A 14,083-nucleotide genomic window follows, 5' to 3' on the forward strand; every position below is an offset into this window, starting at 1 on the left:
CTTTTCAATAAATTATTCACCGTAATCGTGTTTCCACTATTATAACAGTGTTATTAATATGCTAAAAGTACGAACACTTTATTGTTTGCACATTGGCAAACGCCCTCACCTATTTTAGCATATTATATGCCTTTAACGCCTCGTTTTTCCCCTAGTTTTTACGATGTACAATATAGGCTGCAAACTCACGTAATAAGTTGGCGTCTACTTCCAATTTATCTAGTGCGTTAATGGCATGCTGATAATGCTCAGCAAGCTTTTCTTTTGCCCCATCTAAAGATAATAGAGCCGGGTATGTGCTTTTATCACTTGCTACATCTTTACCTGCAGTTTTACCTAGTTCTTCTGTAGTACCCTCAATATCTAAAATATCATCTTGAATTTGGAAGGCAAGACCGATATGATGCGCATATTCCTTTAAAGTTTCGCGTTCTTCTTGCGTTACATCAGCTAATACTGCTCCCGCTTCAATACTAAATCGTAATAGAGCGCCCGTTTTATTAATATGGACATGCTCAAGCTCAGCTATGTTGAGCTGACGCTTCTCACCTTCCATATCGAGTACTTGACCCCCAACCATACCTTCTGCACCAGCTGCTTTACTTAACAGATTGACTAGTTCAATGCGTTTTTCAGCTGATACATCCATGCGTGCCAATATGCCAAACGCAAGTGTATTCAATGCATCGCCTGCAAGTGTCGCTAATGCCTCACCATAAACTTTATGATTTGTTGGCTTACCTCTACGGAAATCATCATTATCCATACTTGGTAAATCATCATGGATTAACGAATACGTATGGATGATTTCAATGACTGATCCTACAGTTAATCCATTCTTTAAATTTGTATTGTATAGTTCAAGAACAGCCAATACGAAAAGAGGGCGAATACGTTTACCTCCAGCTTTTAATGAATAAAGCATTGATTCCTTTAAATTGGCTGGTGCATCAATTTTCTCGACTAGTGCAAACATTTCAGCTTCAACTTGTGGTATGTTGCTTTCAATAAAATGTTTTAATTGCTCGTTCATTTCTTAGTTCTCTCCCTTTAGTGGATCAAATACCGTAGTCTCACCTGTCTCTTGGACAATAGAAATTAACTGCTCCTCAGCATGTTGCAGCTTGCCATGGCAAAATTGTGATAGCTCCATACCTTGTTTATATAAATCAATCGCGTTTTCTAGAGGCACATCACCTTGCTCTAACTGACGGACAATTTCCTCAAGTGCCGTCATTGCATCTGCGAAAGTTTGTTGTTTCTCTGCCACAATTATTCCCCCTCATTTTTCGGCAAGATCTTTACCACATCAGCAATAACCTTTCCATCATGGAAGGAAAGTGTTAATTGATCCTGTGGCTTTACATCAACTGATGATTTTAACATTTGATTATCTTTATAAGCTACCGTGAAGCCCCTTGTTAAAATGGCAAGTGGATTCAATGCTTCTAAAGTTCTGACAGTTGCCTCAAATTGTTGTTTTTGTTTCGTTACATAATGAGTTGCAGCACGAGTTAATTGTTGGACGTGAGTTTCTAGCTCTCGTTGATGGAAAGCTAATGCCTTTTTTGGCGAGTGCTGCTCTACCGCACTATGTAATTGTTGAAACTTTGCTTTTTTCTTCATTAAATCGACCTGCATTGCTTTTTGTAATCCCGATTCAAGTTGTGCTAGCCTTTCCGTAAATGGTCGATATAGGCGTTCTGGCATTGACAACGGATAAGATTGTTGGAGCTTATTTAGACGCTGACGTTCTGCCATAAGTTGCGCTCTCACGATTTGATGCAGTTGTGATTTTTGTGTAAGCACCCGTTGATATAAATCTTGTTGATCAGGTACAGCCATTTCAGCCGCTGCCGTTGGTGTCGGAGCGCGCAAATCAGCTACATAATCCGCGATAGTCGTATCGGTTTCATGACCTACTGCACTAATAATCGGGATACGACTTCCAAAAATCGCTCGTGCAACAGCTTCCTCATTAAATGCCCATAAATCCTCAATCGATCCACCGCCACGCCCAACAATCAGTACATCGCAACTCGCATCGATATTTGCTCGCTCAATATTTTGAACAATATTTGGCGCTGCTTGTGCTCCCTGTACAAGGGTTGGATAAATAAAAACTTCAGCAAGTGGATAGCGTCTTTTTAATGTTGTACAGATATCTCGAATGGCAGCACCTGTTGTTGACGTTAAAACACCAATTTTTTCTGGAAACCTCGGAATTGGTTGTTTCCACTCAGCTTTAAAAAGTCCTTCTTGTTGTAACTGCTCTTTCAGCTGGTTAAAGGCAACAAACAGGCTACCTATTCCATCTGGTTGCATTTCCTGTACATATAATTGATATGTACCGTAGCCTTCATAAACGTTTACATCTCCACGGATAAATACTTGCATACCTTCCTTTGGTTCAAACGCTAATTTTGTGGCTGCAGTTTTAAACATGGTAGCCGCAATTCGTGCTCCATCATCCTTTAATGTAAAGTAAATATGTCCTGATTGATGAATCTTGACATTGGATAGCTCTCCCTTTACATAGACTTCACGTAAATGCGGATCAGCATCAAATTTCCGTTTAATATATTTTGTTAATGCTTTTACAGTTAAATAAGAAGCAGATGACATTTTCCCGGCTCCTTTACTAAAATCAAGTTTTTCACAAAACTACACCTATCATAACATTTTTTATTGCGCTTGACGTGCCAAAATGCAGTTTCGTTAGAAAAAACGACTGTCTTTCATAGTATTGAAAACCTTACTATAACATTTCTATAGTATTGTTACCTGAATAAAGCTTCTTTAAAATGATATTGCTTATGCAAACGAATCGCATTTAAAAATTTCGATAATTCACTGAAATAAAATAAAGAATCACAAAGCTATGAGATTTTCATGTTATTTTTAACTAAGGGATATATTAAATAAAGTATGGCTTTCAATGCAAAGCGAGGGGTTGATTTCCGTTCCGACTGAGCGCTTTCCTGGGGGCGTCCAGCCTCCACTCCAATCAACCATTTCTCTTATATGTGTCTTTAGGTCGTTACTCTAATTTAGAACTCCTACCATTTCGTTTTTCAACATCAAGAAAACCTCACAACTAAATATAGTTATGAGGCTTTTTAAATTAATACCTATGTTTAAGAACTTTGTTGATATTTGATAAGAACGAACTCAGATGGAAGAAACGAGTCAAGGGGTTTATCATATTCGAATGTAAAAAGTTTTCATAGTCGTTTGAAAGCTGGATAAGTCGATTTAATGGCGTGGCGACGAAATACCTTGACCATTATTTAAGTTGCTTTCAATTTTTCACAAAATAACCGTAATGATGATACAACAGGTAGCAAGATCATTATTGAAAATTGCTTGTTCTCAACGATTGTTACCTATGATAAACTCAAGCTATCAAAATTTTCCATTTAGAAAAATAATCAGGGGGAAAGAGGATGAATACAACTGAATTACCAAAAGTCAATTTAAGAGAATTAACTCTTAATGATGTTGAAGACCGTTATCAATGGTGTCTTGATAAAGAAGTGATAAAACATTTAAATATGCCAGCGAAATATCCACCTTTTAGTAGGGAAGAAACTGAAGGTTGGATTAAAATGTGCATTACCAAAACAAATGGATATGAACAAAAAGCGATCATTACAGAAGAAGGAAAGCATATAGGTTGGATAGATTTGAAGAACATCGACACACTCAACAAACATGCAGAACTAGGGGTGGCAATAGGAGATAAAACCTATTGGGGTAAGGGCTATGGATTATCTGCAATGAAAGAAATGCTTTTGTGGGGCTTTAATGAATTAGACCTTAACAAGATTTGGCTTAGAGTAGAAGTTGACAATGCAAAAGCAATTAAGTCTTATAAGAGAATTGGGTATGTTGAAGAAGGTATACTAAGACAGGACCGACTAAGAAATGGTGAATTTATTGACCGTTTAAGAATGAGTATTCTGAAACACGAGTTCGTCAGTTAGCAAGAGCATAAATAGAGAAAGGGAACTCCAAAGATGTAGTTCCCTTCTAACAATATTCTTTAACATAGCTAAATTAATAAAATATTAATAAGAGAATACCTACAAGAAAGCAATAATATGTAAAGTAGCTAAGCTTGCCACTTTTCATGATTCCCATAAACCAACGCATTGCAAAATAAGTCATAAATAATGTCACAATAAATGTCGAAGCGTATGGAATTGCTAATACACCTTTATTTGGCTCATTTAAAAAATCTGAAATTCCAAGGACAACCCCACCAAGACTTACAGGAATATAAAGCATGAAGGAAAATCGCAAAGCAGTTTCCTGCTTCATACCAACTGCAACGGCTGAAATAATGGTCGCTCCTGAACGGCTAATGCCAGGTGTTAAAGCTACAGCTTGACCAAGACCTACGATAATGGCGTCTTTTGCAGTCAAATCCGCATCCTTTTTCGTACCACGCATATTACGGATTAGCCATAGGGCAATACCTGTCACAAATAGCATAAGTGCTATCGTAGTCATACTAACATTATCCGCAATAACATCCCTTAATAAAACACCTAAAACGCCTGCTGGAATAGAACCAATCACAATGAAAACGGCAAAACGGAAATCAGCTTTATAACGATTCTTTCCTGTTTTGAGATACAGGAAAAAGTTTGTAATGAGTCGGACAATATCCTCTCGATAAATATAGACAATAGCTAGTAAAGAAGCTGTGTTCGTTAAAATAGCAAAAGTAAAACCTTGCTCACCAAGACCAAGAATTTCGCTAGCAATCATAACATGTCCGCTCGATGATACAGGAATTGGCTCAGTAAATCCTTGTACAAGACCGATAATGATATGTTTGATTATAAGTATTAAATCTATGTTTTCCATAAAAACCTCCCTATTAAAATGTATGACCCAAACATTACATTAGACGTTGAAGGCAATGAAAAGTTCATAAAGAATACCTGAAAAGTAAAATAATGCAAAAAAAGCCACCTCAATAAAAAAATTGAGGTAGCTTTTTTGCAAACTAAAGAGTCATTCAATCATTCAAAATTATAACTTAACTGTATGTGCAAGCTTATTTTCTGCTGCTTGAACTGTGTTGAATAGAAGCATAGTAATTGTCATTGGTCCTACACCGCCTGGTACAGGTGTAATGTGAGAAGCAATACCATCGACCTCACTAAAGTTTACGTCACCGCAAAGCTTGTTATTTTCATCACGATTAATACCAACATCTATAACAACTGCTCCTTCTTTAACGTGTTCCTTCGTAATAAAGTTTGCACGTCCAACTGCCGCAATTAATATATCTGCTTGTTTAGTGAATGAAGGTAGATTCGGTGTTTTGGAATGCGTATATGTAACGGTTGCATCTTTTTGTAGTAGTAGTTGTCCCATTGGTTTACCCACGATATGACTACGCCCCACGATGACCGCGTGCTTTCCTGCTACTTCAATTCCTGAATATTCAAGAAGTTTCATTACGCCAAACGGTGTACAAGGCAAAAATGTTTCTTGGCCAAGCATCATTTTCCCAACGCTTACTGGTGAGAAGCCATCAACGTCTTTTTCCACAGCAATTGTGGCAATAACAATATCCTCATCAATATGTTTTGGGAGTGGTAATTGTACTAAAATACCATGAATATCTTCACGATTATTTAATAATTCGATTTGTGCTAATAATGAATCCTGTGTAGTTTCTTCTGGCAGTTTGATTAACTCAGAAAACATACCAATCGCTTCACAAGATTTTTGCTTATTTCTCACATATGTAGCCGAGGCTTGGTTGTCTCCTACTAAAACAACCGCTAAGCCTGGTGTTAATCCTTGCTCTTTTAAACGCGTTACTCGCTCTGCTACTGAATTACGAATTTCTTGACCAATTTCTTTACCATTAATAATTGCACTTGACATAGACCTTAGTTACTCCTTCCAATTCAACACATTTTATTGTTCTGTAAATTTAGAAAGTACGCCATTAACAAATTTCGACGAGCCATCGTCGCCAAATGTTTTGCATAACTCGATTGCTTCATTAAGTACTACTCTTTTTGGTGTTTCTGGCATGTATAAAATCTCGTATACAGCTAGACGTAAAACCGTTCTTTCAATTTTAGGTAAACGGGCAAGTGACCACTTTTCAAGATGCTGCTCTATAGTAGCATCGATTTCCTCTAAATGTTCAACTGTTCCAGTAACAATCTTTTCGTAGAAGACATTTGTTGGTTGTCCTTTAATATGACCCATTGCTTCTTCTACTGTTAGTTCAGTATTGTCTAGCTGAAACAAAACTTGCAACGCTTTTTCGCGTGCCTCATGTCGTTTCATGTAAAGCTCTCCTTCTTAAGTGGCATTAAGGTTTATAATAGCATAAATTCGTGAGAGAAACACGAATTCAAGCAAGTTTTAAATAATCTGATACCTTTTTCAAGCAACTTTTTGCTTATTTTAACACCCTGCAATTAACTTTTCTAAGAAATATATTGAAATTAAAAATCAACCTTTATTGTTTAAATACCAAGAATGTTATAATTAAGGAAATTAAACATCATTTTTCAGGTGTTCATTACGCATTATGAAGTTATATGTACAAGCCGTAAAAGAACGAACGCAAATCCCGCCTATTTTACTGCGATATTTGTAAATATAAAATTCATTTTGATGCGATATAAAACTTCTTTAGCTCTTACCAGTAAGGGCATTTTATGAATGAACGTAGAGAAATAAATATGCCTGCTCCATTGACATCGTATGAAAGAAATATATAACACTTTGTATAACCGCGAACGAATACTTCCACACTTATAAAAAGTTAAAACAAATCTTTTGACTCTATAGTTACTATAGGGTTTATTGTATTACTTGGAAATATTCTAGTAGACTTTGATTCATGTATCGTGAAAGATTGAAGGAGAACAATATGAATAAGCAACAACTTTTAACTTTAAGTATTTTATTATCGAATTTATTCATTGCCTTTTTAGGTATTGGTTTAGTTATACCTGTGCTACCAACACTTATGAATGAGCTGAAAATTTCAGGCTCTGTCGTTGGTTATATGGTGGCCGCATTTGCTATCACTCAACTTATCGTCTCGCCGATTTCTGGTAAAATGGTGGATAACATTGGCCGTAAAATTATGATCGTTGCGGGTCTTTTTATATTCGGTTTTTCAGAGCTATTATTCGGGCTTGGACGCACAGTTGAAATACTCTTTATCTCACGTATGTTAGGTGGTATCAGTGCTGCTTTCATCATGCCTGCGGTAACTGCATATATCGCTGACATTACAACCCTGTCACAACGTCCAAAGGCATTAGGTTACATGAGCGCAGCGATTAGTACTGGCTTTATTATCGGACCAGGTATCGGTGGATTTTTGGCCGAATTCGGAACGCGCTTACCGTTTTATGCTGCTGGTATACTCGGATTTTTAGCAGCGCTCTTGTCATTCTTTTTACTAAAAGAACCGACACGTGCTGCCGATGATGAACAGTCTGCACCATCAATTTTAGGCAGTATGAAGCGTATTTTTAGCCCACTATACCTTATTCCATTCGTGCTTATTTTCGTATTATCATTTGGTTTAGCTGCATTTGAATCGTTATTTAGCCTATTTGTGGATCATAAATTCGCATTTACACCTTCAGATATCGCGATTATTATTACGGGAAGTGGAGTAGTCGGGGCTCTTGCTCAGCTAGTTTTATTCGATTGGCTAACAAAGAAAATGGGCGAGATTAATCTTATCCGTTATTCACTCGTCCTATCTGCTGTTTTAACATTTGCTATGACATTTGTAAGCCACTATTTCGCAATATTATTTGTCACATTCTTTATTTTCGTCGGCTTCGATTTAATTCGTCCTGCCGTTACCTCTTATTTATCAAAAATAGCTGGTAATGAACAAGGGTTCGTTGGTGGCATGAACTCCATGTTTACAAGTCTTGGTAATATCTTCGGCCCTATTTTAGGTGGAGTATTGTTCGATATCAATTTGAACTACCCATATTACTTTGCGACAATTGTTTTAACACTCGGTGTTATCCTTGCTTTGTTCTGGAGAAAACCAAAGCATATTGAAATATAATAAAATAGCAATACTAATCACTGCTGATCAATTTCCATTAATAACGTAAAAAGAAGGATTGCCCTATAGGCAACCCTTCTTTTTATTCTTGTACGGCTACTTCTTCTTTTTCAAAGTGAATACCTGTAATGTGTACATTCACTTCTGCTGTTTCAAGTGCTGTCATATTATAAATCGCTTGGCGAATTTGAGTTTGTACTTCCTTCGCCACTTTCGGAATTGTATAGCCGTATTTTACAGAGCAAAATACATCAATGGCAATCTCACCAGTTTCAGTAACACCCGATTTAATGCCCTTATTGTGAACTTTTTTACCGAAGCGTTCTACTACGCCAGTAGCAATATTACCACGAGTGGCCGCGACCCCTTCTACCTCGTTCACTGCGATTCCAGCAACAACCTCGATTACTTCCGCTGCTACTTCAATTTTCCCAAGTTCTTCTTTTCCAGAAGGCGTTGGTTGTACGAAAGATTGTCCTACTTTCTCTGCCATACAAATATCATCCTTTCCCTTACACATCACAAACAAATGCTGTACTTACGCTTATTATACTATAAAAAGGGAGGTTTGGCTTCGTAAAGCAGATTTAATTTATATGAGACAGATTTATGTCTATATATTTAAAAAGTTGGGCGATAAAAATGAAAAGCGAAAACAACCGCTACCTCACAATGAATTTTCCACTTCCCTCTTTGTAAAATAATCAAATTTAACTTACAGAAGATTGAATCCTCCTACTAGCCATTTTTCACTCGGAAACCTGACGTTGATTTTATCACCTACGACTTCTTATTCCGATAATCAACATCCCAAAATATTTCATTTTTTCCATTTTGATTTCAATAAACAATCATAATACACTATAATTCTCTTATATACGGATTTTCTGAATAATTAAGAAATATGTAGGAGAAGGAATTGAACAACATGGATATTTTTACGTTTATATTAGTATTAATTTTAGTTTTCACAGGTTTAGCAATAGAAAGAATTATGAAGGATATACGGGAACAAAATAAAGAAATTATTGAAATATTGAAGAAGAACAACCGAGATACAGAAGAAAATACAAGCAATTAAATTGAACATTTATTCTAAGTTTCTGCGTATGAAATTAACTCTAGAAAATTTAAATAAATTGCAGAGTCAATGTATTTTCACAAACAAAACCGCTTTTAAGCGAGATCGATAAATATAAAAAGTTGGGCGATAAATCCAAAATTTTAATCGTTAAATTCAAATAACCTCTCGATAAAAATTGAAAAGCGAAGAAATCTTCGTAGGTTTCTTCAGTATGGGGGAATTAGATTTGTTTATTGTCAATGTTGAAGGGGCTATAAGAAAAGATGATAAGTGGATAATTGTTGAAAGAAGTAAAAAAGAAGAACATGCGGGTGGATTACTTTCACTTGTTGGAGGAAAAGTAGATATTGAAGGAATTTCATCAAATATATTAGAAAAAACTTTAAAAAGAGAAGTTTTTGAAGAAATTGGTATTAAAATTAAAGAGAATTTAAAATATATACATAGCACTTCATTTGTAACAAATAAAGGTGAAAACGTTGTTGATATTATTTTCCTCTGTGAATATGAATCAGGTGATATTTTTGTTAAACAACCTGAAGAAGTAGAAAAAGTATTTTTATTAGCTACGGAAGAAATACTTAACAACCCTCAAGCTCCTAAATTTTTAAAAGAGTATATCAAATATGCTGAATTAGCACTGTTCTAAAGTAGGTGAAATAATGGGGAAATAAAAGTAGCAGTATAAAAAACATAATGTTTTCGAATTACTCTAAAGGGAGCAATTTTTTCCTTACGTTGTGCAATAATAGCTCCCTTTAATGAACTACCTAATCTACTTCTAAAGCGAAGGCGTAGAAAGCGTCGCCACGAGATAAATTCGCTTCCTTTTCATCCTTCCACCATACACCATATGAATAATAATAAACTCCACGTTGTGTTGGTGCGGTAAAACGATTGTCTTTCACCATTACTTCAGTTTCCTTTTTATCACTTATTAGGACAAGATTAAATTCATTTGGTTTTGGTTCGTATTCCATCACAAGAGTTATATTTTTACCAGATTTAACTTTTATAGGTTTTTTACCTTCTAATAGTTCAACTGGTCCAGCGGTATCAACGCATTTATTTGGCCAACAATAGGTACCGAGTGTAGTTTCAAATTTTTTATTATCAATTTCTATATAGACTTTTGGAGGCTTTCCTCCTGGCAATCCATTAGTATTTGAACACCCCATTAAGGTGAGTCCAAAAAGAGCTGCTAAATATAAAAAATATTTCTTCTTCATGCACATCCCCCTCAATATTTGGCGAACTCATTTATACTACGTTACAAAACAATTTTTATATTTTCTGATCCGTTTCATATTTTTTTGTTTTATCACATGGACATGTATCATTTCTTCGATATATGCATTTTTATTAATTTGATTCATATATTGTTAATTTGTAAACAATCAGCTTTTTCCCCTTTCTTTTTCTATATATTCTCTAATTGCAATAATCGTTCGTCTAAAATAATCTCGTCCTATAAATCTACGCCTGAATAAAACCTCCTGACTAGTAAAAGTCAGAAAGTATAAGAAATAGACGTTAGCGCTTTATTCCGTTGTTAACGAATCAATTCCTTGCTTGTCCCCAAAACATCATTCTCTTCTAGGAAATTCGTATTGAATTGAGCTGATTTAAAGACGTCATTGTTCATTAATTCTGCTTTCTGATACTTATCAAAGACTGATTAAACTTGACTGACTCTTCCCACTGGGGAAAATGACTTGAGTTTTCGAACCAAATGAGTTTTTTTGTCGTTTTTATCGTGTGATAGTAATCCTCTACTAATGAAGAAGAAACATGCTGATCATGACGCCCCTCAAAAAACGTAATAGGGACATCGAAACTCTTGTATTCTCTAAAATCAATTTCCATGAGCTCTTGCCACAAATATTGTATAGATTGTAGACTACCTTTTTCGCGATTGATTAAATCTTTAAATGTGTACTTTGATGAAAAAATGAAATCCCTTACCAGTTGGTTGTAATTGCTTTTCCCATATAAAGAATGTCTGTATCGAACCACTAATTTAGTAACAAATAATAAATCGTTTAACCAATCTTTTTGAGTCAATGAAAGGTCAATATTTTCCAATCGCTGAACAATCTTTTTTTTATTTTGTTCTCGACTTTCTTTCAAAACAAAATCATATTGACACTGCAATCCTTTTTTCATGTTAACTACTTGACCACATCCAAAATAACTATGTACTAATTGTGGATATTTTTTAATGAAAATTAAGCCTAGGACACTTCCCCATGAGTGACCTAAAAGGTAAACTTTCTCTTGTTTAAACGTTTCTAACAAATAATGAATTAAACTGTATAAGTCTTCTATATAAGTTTCAATAGTTATTTGTTCCTCTTCCGAAAAAGTATAGTAAGATTTCCCCGCCCCTCTTTGTTCCCAGACTACAACATTAAACGTTTTTCCAAGTTCTGAGTTATATTTATAAATCAGTGGTAAAGCGGCATCACCTGGACCACCGTGCAAATACACTAAAAGAGGCAGATCGTTATCTTCACCAAAAATAGAAATAAATTGTTCTGAAGAGCCTATTTTTATATAGTTTGACACTTGAGTTTTCATTTTCTTCTCCTTCCTTACTATCGATTTGTTCCAACTTGTAATTACCGCGTTGTTTAAAATAAGGAACAATTTAGTTTTTGAATTATGGCTCTTCATCAAAATGTATGCTTGACTGTATATTCCGTTACAGGTGAATGCTTTCCGTCGGCACAGCTTTGCTTTCGGAACTAAAACTCGCCACCATTGCAAGTACATATTTTGATGTTGGCCTGAATTATATTTATTGTATCATTTTTCCAAAAAAAATATTTTATTTAAGCGTTAAAAAGTACATTAGTATATAAAAAATAAGCCGATCAATAATCGACTTATTAAACACCCTAATTGAATAAGTGAGAGTCTACATTACCACGCTTCTCACTTTATTAACTTATATAAATTATTGTGAATATGTAGTGTTACTGTCTCTTTTCAACAAATAACAAAATTAGTGTTGCTAATGGGCCTAACAAAAGAGAAAGTAAAAACCAATTGAACCCTGTTCTATTCTTCCCTTGTGCAAGTGCAGCATTTATCAACGCCAATGTACCCCAACCTACGACATATTGATTATCCATCATCTGTCCCCCTATTTCATTTAACCATACTGCACCGTTAGTGTAGATTTCTTCATAAATTTGATTATAACACATCCAAATAACATGCTTCATAAAAGGTGGCAATACTGTTAAATCAAATAAGCCTGACCTCGAATTCTGCTTACGAGTAATATAAACCATTACAACCTCCATAACTACCTAGCCTCTCACAATTCCGATATCTCCAAGACAAAAGCATTCTTATTAGTATGTAAGCCTAGCTTTATGCGTACTTGGTCTACTGATAAATTTCGTGTATGCACCGTCAATCACTCTCCTTAATTCGGAGTATAATGCCCTTGACACAACATGATAATCGGCTGTCATGACTTTTATTTTGGGCTATTAAAACGAGTTATGAGCTTGTGGGGATTCCTGCGCTTATTTTTTTAACGCAAAACTGACGTAAGTTAATCGGGATAACTAAATTCTATATATTGCTCATGACTACCAACTATCCACTTAAACGATCTCGATACGTCTGACAGCGTTGAATAAGTGAGGTAACTAAAGAATGATAATTTCACCAGAGTATTCTCTTAAATGTTCAATGGCTAATGTCACTGCACCTTCTTCTGTCTCAATTAAACTCAATCCTATCTTTATTGGACTCCAAAATTCATATCCGCAGTCTTCTTGCCACATATATACTTCTGTTGTATAAAGACCATCCCTCCTTTTTATAATTTGAACTTTATATTGATTACTTGGAGACATCATTTCCTTTATCATCTGTTCCATCGTTTCACCATCTTTACAAATATTAATGTGTATATTATAACTATTATTCTTCAAAATGTTTAAAAGCTGTGCGCAAGTTCCGAACACCAGAATGCACCTGTCAGAATAAAGGGCTTTGGGGTCACGCTCTTTCAACGCAAAAAAGAACGACCAACAAACGAGATTTAATTCTTTCGTTGATCGTTTTGTTATCGTTTTATTCCTTCACGTCCAAGCAATCGATAAATTGTTCCTTTTCCGGCTTTGTAAGTCTTGCGAATGTCAACAATTGAAACGCCGTATTGATAATCCTTAATGATTGCGTTGCGTCTGACTTCTTCTTCTTCGCCTTCAACTAACTTCGTTTACGCTCTTTAAACTTTCCTTTAGCTTTAGACCCCTTTATTCAAATTAATCATGAATAATAATCCTGTTTACCTTGATAAGAATAATACGATAAAATATGTTAGGCCAACTTCAAATTTGCACAAGGAAATATTCAACAGTTATACATAGGAAGTGAAGAATTGTATTATATAGTACTCTCAATAGGATTAATACTCGCTCTCTCGCAAGCTATATCATTAATTTTTATGTATCAAGACAAAGAATTGCTATCTTTCGATGGATTTAAGTCTCTTTTTGGTTTTTTAGTAGGTGTTACGTTATTAGTGATTACCCTACCGAGTCTAAAATCTATTATCCAAAAAGATTATGACGTTATTAGTGGAGAGTGTACGATCGAAGTTGGTTCATTCGGACGCCGTACATCAGCAACTTTTGAAATGATCGAAACTGGTGAACAATATACCTCATTCGATATTCCTGAACTGGATGCTTATGGTATGTCAATTCCTTACTATTGTAAGGTGTCAGTTGCAAAAGAAAATATGTTTACAAAAGACAATATGTTTACTATGGGTTACGAAATTTACGATGTAAAATCCCGAAAATTAATATTAAAAAATGACTAGAGACGAATGCAAACGTCTCTAGTTTTTTTTAATCACTATTGGCACAAAGACCGTGTATGGG

16 protein-coding genes and 1 pseudogene are annotated in these 14,083 nt (G+C 35.2%); 6 read left to right on the forward strand and 11 right to left on the reverse strand.

What is annotated here, in order from left to right; genetic code table 11:
* Positions 1–151 precede the first annotated feature (151 nt).
* Genes ACQKOG_RS19230 through xseA form a run of 3 tightly spaced genes read right to left on the reverse strand, consistent with a single transcriptional unit; the run spans position 152 to position 2,625 of the window.
* On the reverse strand, positions 152–1,033 hold the full coding sequence (locus tag ACQKOG_RS19230; RefSeq protein ID WP_370079875.1) for a polyprenyl synthetase family protein: 882 nt from the start codon (positions 1,031–1,033) through the stop codon (positions 152–154).
* Positions 1,034–1,036: 3 nt separating this feature from the next.
* Positions 1,037–1,270, reverse strand: a complete 234-nt coding sequence (gene xseB, locus ACQKOG_RS19235; RefSeq protein ID WP_427447972.1) for an exodeoxyribonuclease VII small subunit — start codon at positions 1,268–1,270, stop codon at positions 1,037–1,039.
* Positions 1,271–1,272: 2 nt separating this feature from the next.
* On the reverse strand, positions 1,273–2,625 hold the full coding sequence (xseA, locus tag ACQKOG_RS19240; RefSeq protein WP_370079871.1) for an exodeoxyribonuclease VII large subunit: 1,353 nt from the start codon (positions 2,623–2,625) through the stop codon (positions 1,273–1,275).
* A 565-nt stretch (positions 2,626–3,190) separates the two neighbouring features.
* Here xseA and ACQKOG_RS19245 point away from each other — a divergent pair.
* A pseudogene (locus ACQKOG_RS19245) lies at positions 3,191–3,308 on the forward strand (IS1595 family transposase); the annotation flags it as partial.
* Positions 3,309–3,446: 138 nt separating this feature from the next.
* Positions 3,447–3,986: a GNAT family N-acetyltransferase gene (locus ACQKOG_RS19250; RefSeq protein ID WP_370079869.1), complete on the forward strand. Its 540-nt coding sequence runs from the start codon at positions 3,447–3,449 to the stop codon at positions 3,984–3,986.
* 73 nt (positions 3,987–4,059) lie between these two features.
* Here the strand turns inward: ACQKOG_RS19250 and ACQKOG_RS19255 are convergent, their stop codons facing one another.
* The 3 genes from ACQKOG_RS19255 to nusB all read right to left on the reverse strand — a co-directional run bounded on the left by ACQKOG_RS19255 (position 4,060) and on the right by nusB (position 6,324).
* Entirely contained in the window at positions 4,060–4,875 is an 816-nt protein-coding gene (locus ACQKOG_RS19255) for an undecaprenyl-diphosphate phosphatase (protein WP_370079867.1), read from the reverse strand.
* 168 nt (positions 4,876–5,043) lie between these two features.
* Entirely contained in the window at positions 5,044–5,910 is an 867-nt protein-coding gene (gene folD / locus ACQKOG_RS19260; RefSeq protein ID WP_370079865.1) for a bifunctional methylenetetrahydrofolate dehydrogenase/methenyltetrahydrofolate cyclohydrolase FolD, read from the reverse strand.
* A gap of 33 nt (positions 5,911–5,943) precedes the next feature.
* The gene (gene nusB / locus ACQKOG_RS19265; RefSeq protein ID WP_142507174.1) at positions 5,944–6,324 is read right to left on the reverse strand and encodes a transcription antitermination factor NusB; all 381 of its coding nucleotides are present in this window, start codon (positions 6,322–6,324) and stop codon (positions 5,944–5,946) included.
* 592 nt (positions 6,325–6,916) lie between these two features.
* Between nusB and ACQKOG_RS19270 the strand changes: the two genes are divergently transcribed.
* Complete coding sequence (locus ACQKOG_RS19270; protein WP_370079863.1) at positions 6,917–8,086, forward strand: MFS transporter; 1,170 nt, start codon at positions 6,917–6,919, stop codon at positions 8,084–8,086.
* Between the two features lie 82 nt (positions 8,087–8,168).
* Here the strand turns inward: ACQKOG_RS19270 and ACQKOG_RS19275 are convergent, their stop codons facing one another.
* Entirely contained in the window at positions 8,169–8,579 is a 411-nt protein-coding gene (locus tag ACQKOG_RS19275) for an Asp23/Gls24 family envelope stress response protein (protein ID WP_132356667.1), read from the reverse strand.
* Between the two features lie 426 nt (positions 8,580–9,005).
* On the opposite strand from ACQKOG_RS19275, the gene ACQKOG_RS19280 reads away from it, so the two are divergent.
* Positions 9,006–9,167 carry a hypothetical protein gene (locus tag ACQKOG_RS19280; protein ID WP_370079917.1) on the forward strand — a complete coding sequence of 54 codons (162 nt, stop codon included), beginning with the start codon at positions 9,006–9,008 and terminating at the stop codon, positions 9,165–9,167.
* Between the two features lie 229 nt (positions 9,168–9,396).
* Positions 9,397–9,819 carry an NUDIX hydrolase gene (locus ACQKOG_RS19285; protein ID WP_370079913.1) on the forward strand — a complete coding sequence of 141 codons (423 nt, stop codon included), beginning with the start codon at positions 9,397–9,399 and terminating at the stop codon, positions 9,817–9,819.
* A gap of 121 nt (positions 9,820–9,940) precedes the next feature.
* Here the strand turns inward: ACQKOG_RS19285 and ACQKOG_RS19290 are convergent, their stop codons facing one another.
* The 4 genes from ACQKOG_RS19290 to ACQKOG_RS19305 form a co-directional block, all read right to left on the reverse strand.
* Positions 9,941–10,399 carry a hypothetical protein gene (locus tag ACQKOG_RS19290; protein ID WP_370079861.1) on the reverse strand — a complete coding sequence of 153 codons (459 nt, stop codon included), beginning with the start codon at positions 10,397–10,399 and terminating at the stop codon, positions 9,941–9,943.
* A gap of 415 nt (positions 10,400–10,814) precedes the next feature.
* Positions 10,815–11,750 carry an alpha/beta fold hydrolase gene (locus ACQKOG_RS19295; protein WP_427447976.1) on the reverse strand — a complete coding sequence of 312 codons (936 nt, stop codon included), beginning with the start codon at positions 11,748–11,750 and terminating at the stop codon, positions 10,815–10,817.
* 398 nt (positions 11,751–12,148) lie between these two features.
* On the reverse strand, positions 12,149–12,469 hold the full coding sequence (locus ACQKOG_RS19300; RefSeq protein ID WP_370079915.1) for a hypothetical protein: 321 nt from the start codon (positions 12,467–12,469) through the stop codon (positions 12,149–12,151).
* A 366-nt stretch (positions 12,470–12,835) separates the two neighbouring features.
* On the reverse strand, positions 12,836–13,069 hold the full coding sequence (locus ACQKOG_RS19305) for a hypothetical protein (protein ID WP_370079911.1): 234 nt from the start codon (positions 13,067–13,069) through the stop codon (positions 12,836–12,838).
* 506 nt (positions 13,070–13,575) lie between these two features.
* On the opposite strand from ACQKOG_RS19305, the gene ACQKOG_RS19310 reads away from it, so the two are divergent.
* Entirely contained in the window at positions 13,576–14,022 is a 447-nt protein-coding gene (locus ACQKOG_RS19310; protein ID WP_370079857.1) for a hypothetical protein, read from the forward strand.
* Positions 14,023–14,083 lie beyond the last annotated feature (61 nt).

Source organism: Lysinibacillus sp. NPDC093216 (assembly GCF_050280325.1).
Lineage (GTDB): Bacteria > Bacillota > Bacilli > Bacillales_A > Planococcaceae > Lysinibacillus.

Excerpts from the sequence above, each read along its gene's own strand:
- ACQKOG_RS19230 (WP_370079875.1), bottom strand. The coding sequence starts at position 1,033 with ATGAACGAGCAATTAAAACATTTTATTGAAAGCAACATACCACAAGTT.
- xseA (WP_370079871.1), bottom strand. The coding sequence starts at position 2,625 with ATGTCATCTGCTTCTTATTTAACTGTAAAAGCATTAACAAAATATATT.
- ACQKOG_RS19250 (WP_370079869.1), top strand. The coding sequence starts at position 3,447 with ATGAATACAACTGAATTACCAAAAGTCAATTTAAGAGAATTAACTCTT.
- ACQKOG_RS19255 (WP_370079867.1), bottom strand. The coding sequence starts at position 4,875 with ATGGAAAACATAGATTTAATACTTATAATCAAACATATCATTATCGGT.
- folD (WP_370079865.1), bottom strand. The coding sequence starts at position 5,910 with ATGTCAAGTGCAATTATTAATGGTAAAGAAATTGGTCAAGAAATTCGT.
- nusB (WP_142507174.1), bottom strand. The coding sequence starts at position 6,324 with ATGAAACGACATGAGGCACGCGAAAAAGCGTTGCAAGTTTTGTTTCAG.
- ACQKOG_RS19270 (WP_370079863.1), top strand. The coding sequence starts at position 6,917 with ATGAATAAGCAACAACTTTTAACTTTAAGTATTTTATTATCGAATTTA.
- ACQKOG_RS19275 (WP_132356667.1), bottom strand. The coding sequence starts at position 8,579 with ATGGCAGAGAAAGTAGGACAATCTTTCGTACAACCAACGCCTTCTGGA.
- ACQKOG_RS19290 (WP_370079861.1), bottom strand. The coding sequence starts at position 10,399 with ATGAAGAAGAAATATTTTTTATATTTAGCAGCTCTTTTTGGACTCACC.
- ACQKOG_RS19295 (WP_427447976.1), bottom strand. The coding sequence starts at position 11,750 with ATGAAAACTCAAGTGTCAAACTATATAAAAATAGGCTCTTCAGAACAA.
- ACQKOG_RS19300 (WP_370079915.1), bottom strand. The coding sequence starts at position 12,469 with ATGGTTTATATTACTCGTAAGCAGAATTCGAGGTCAGGCTTATTTGAT.
- ACQKOG_RS19305 (WP_370079911.1), bottom strand. The coding sequence starts at position 13,069 with ATGGAACAGATGATAAAGGAAATGATGTCTCCAAGTAATCAATATAAA.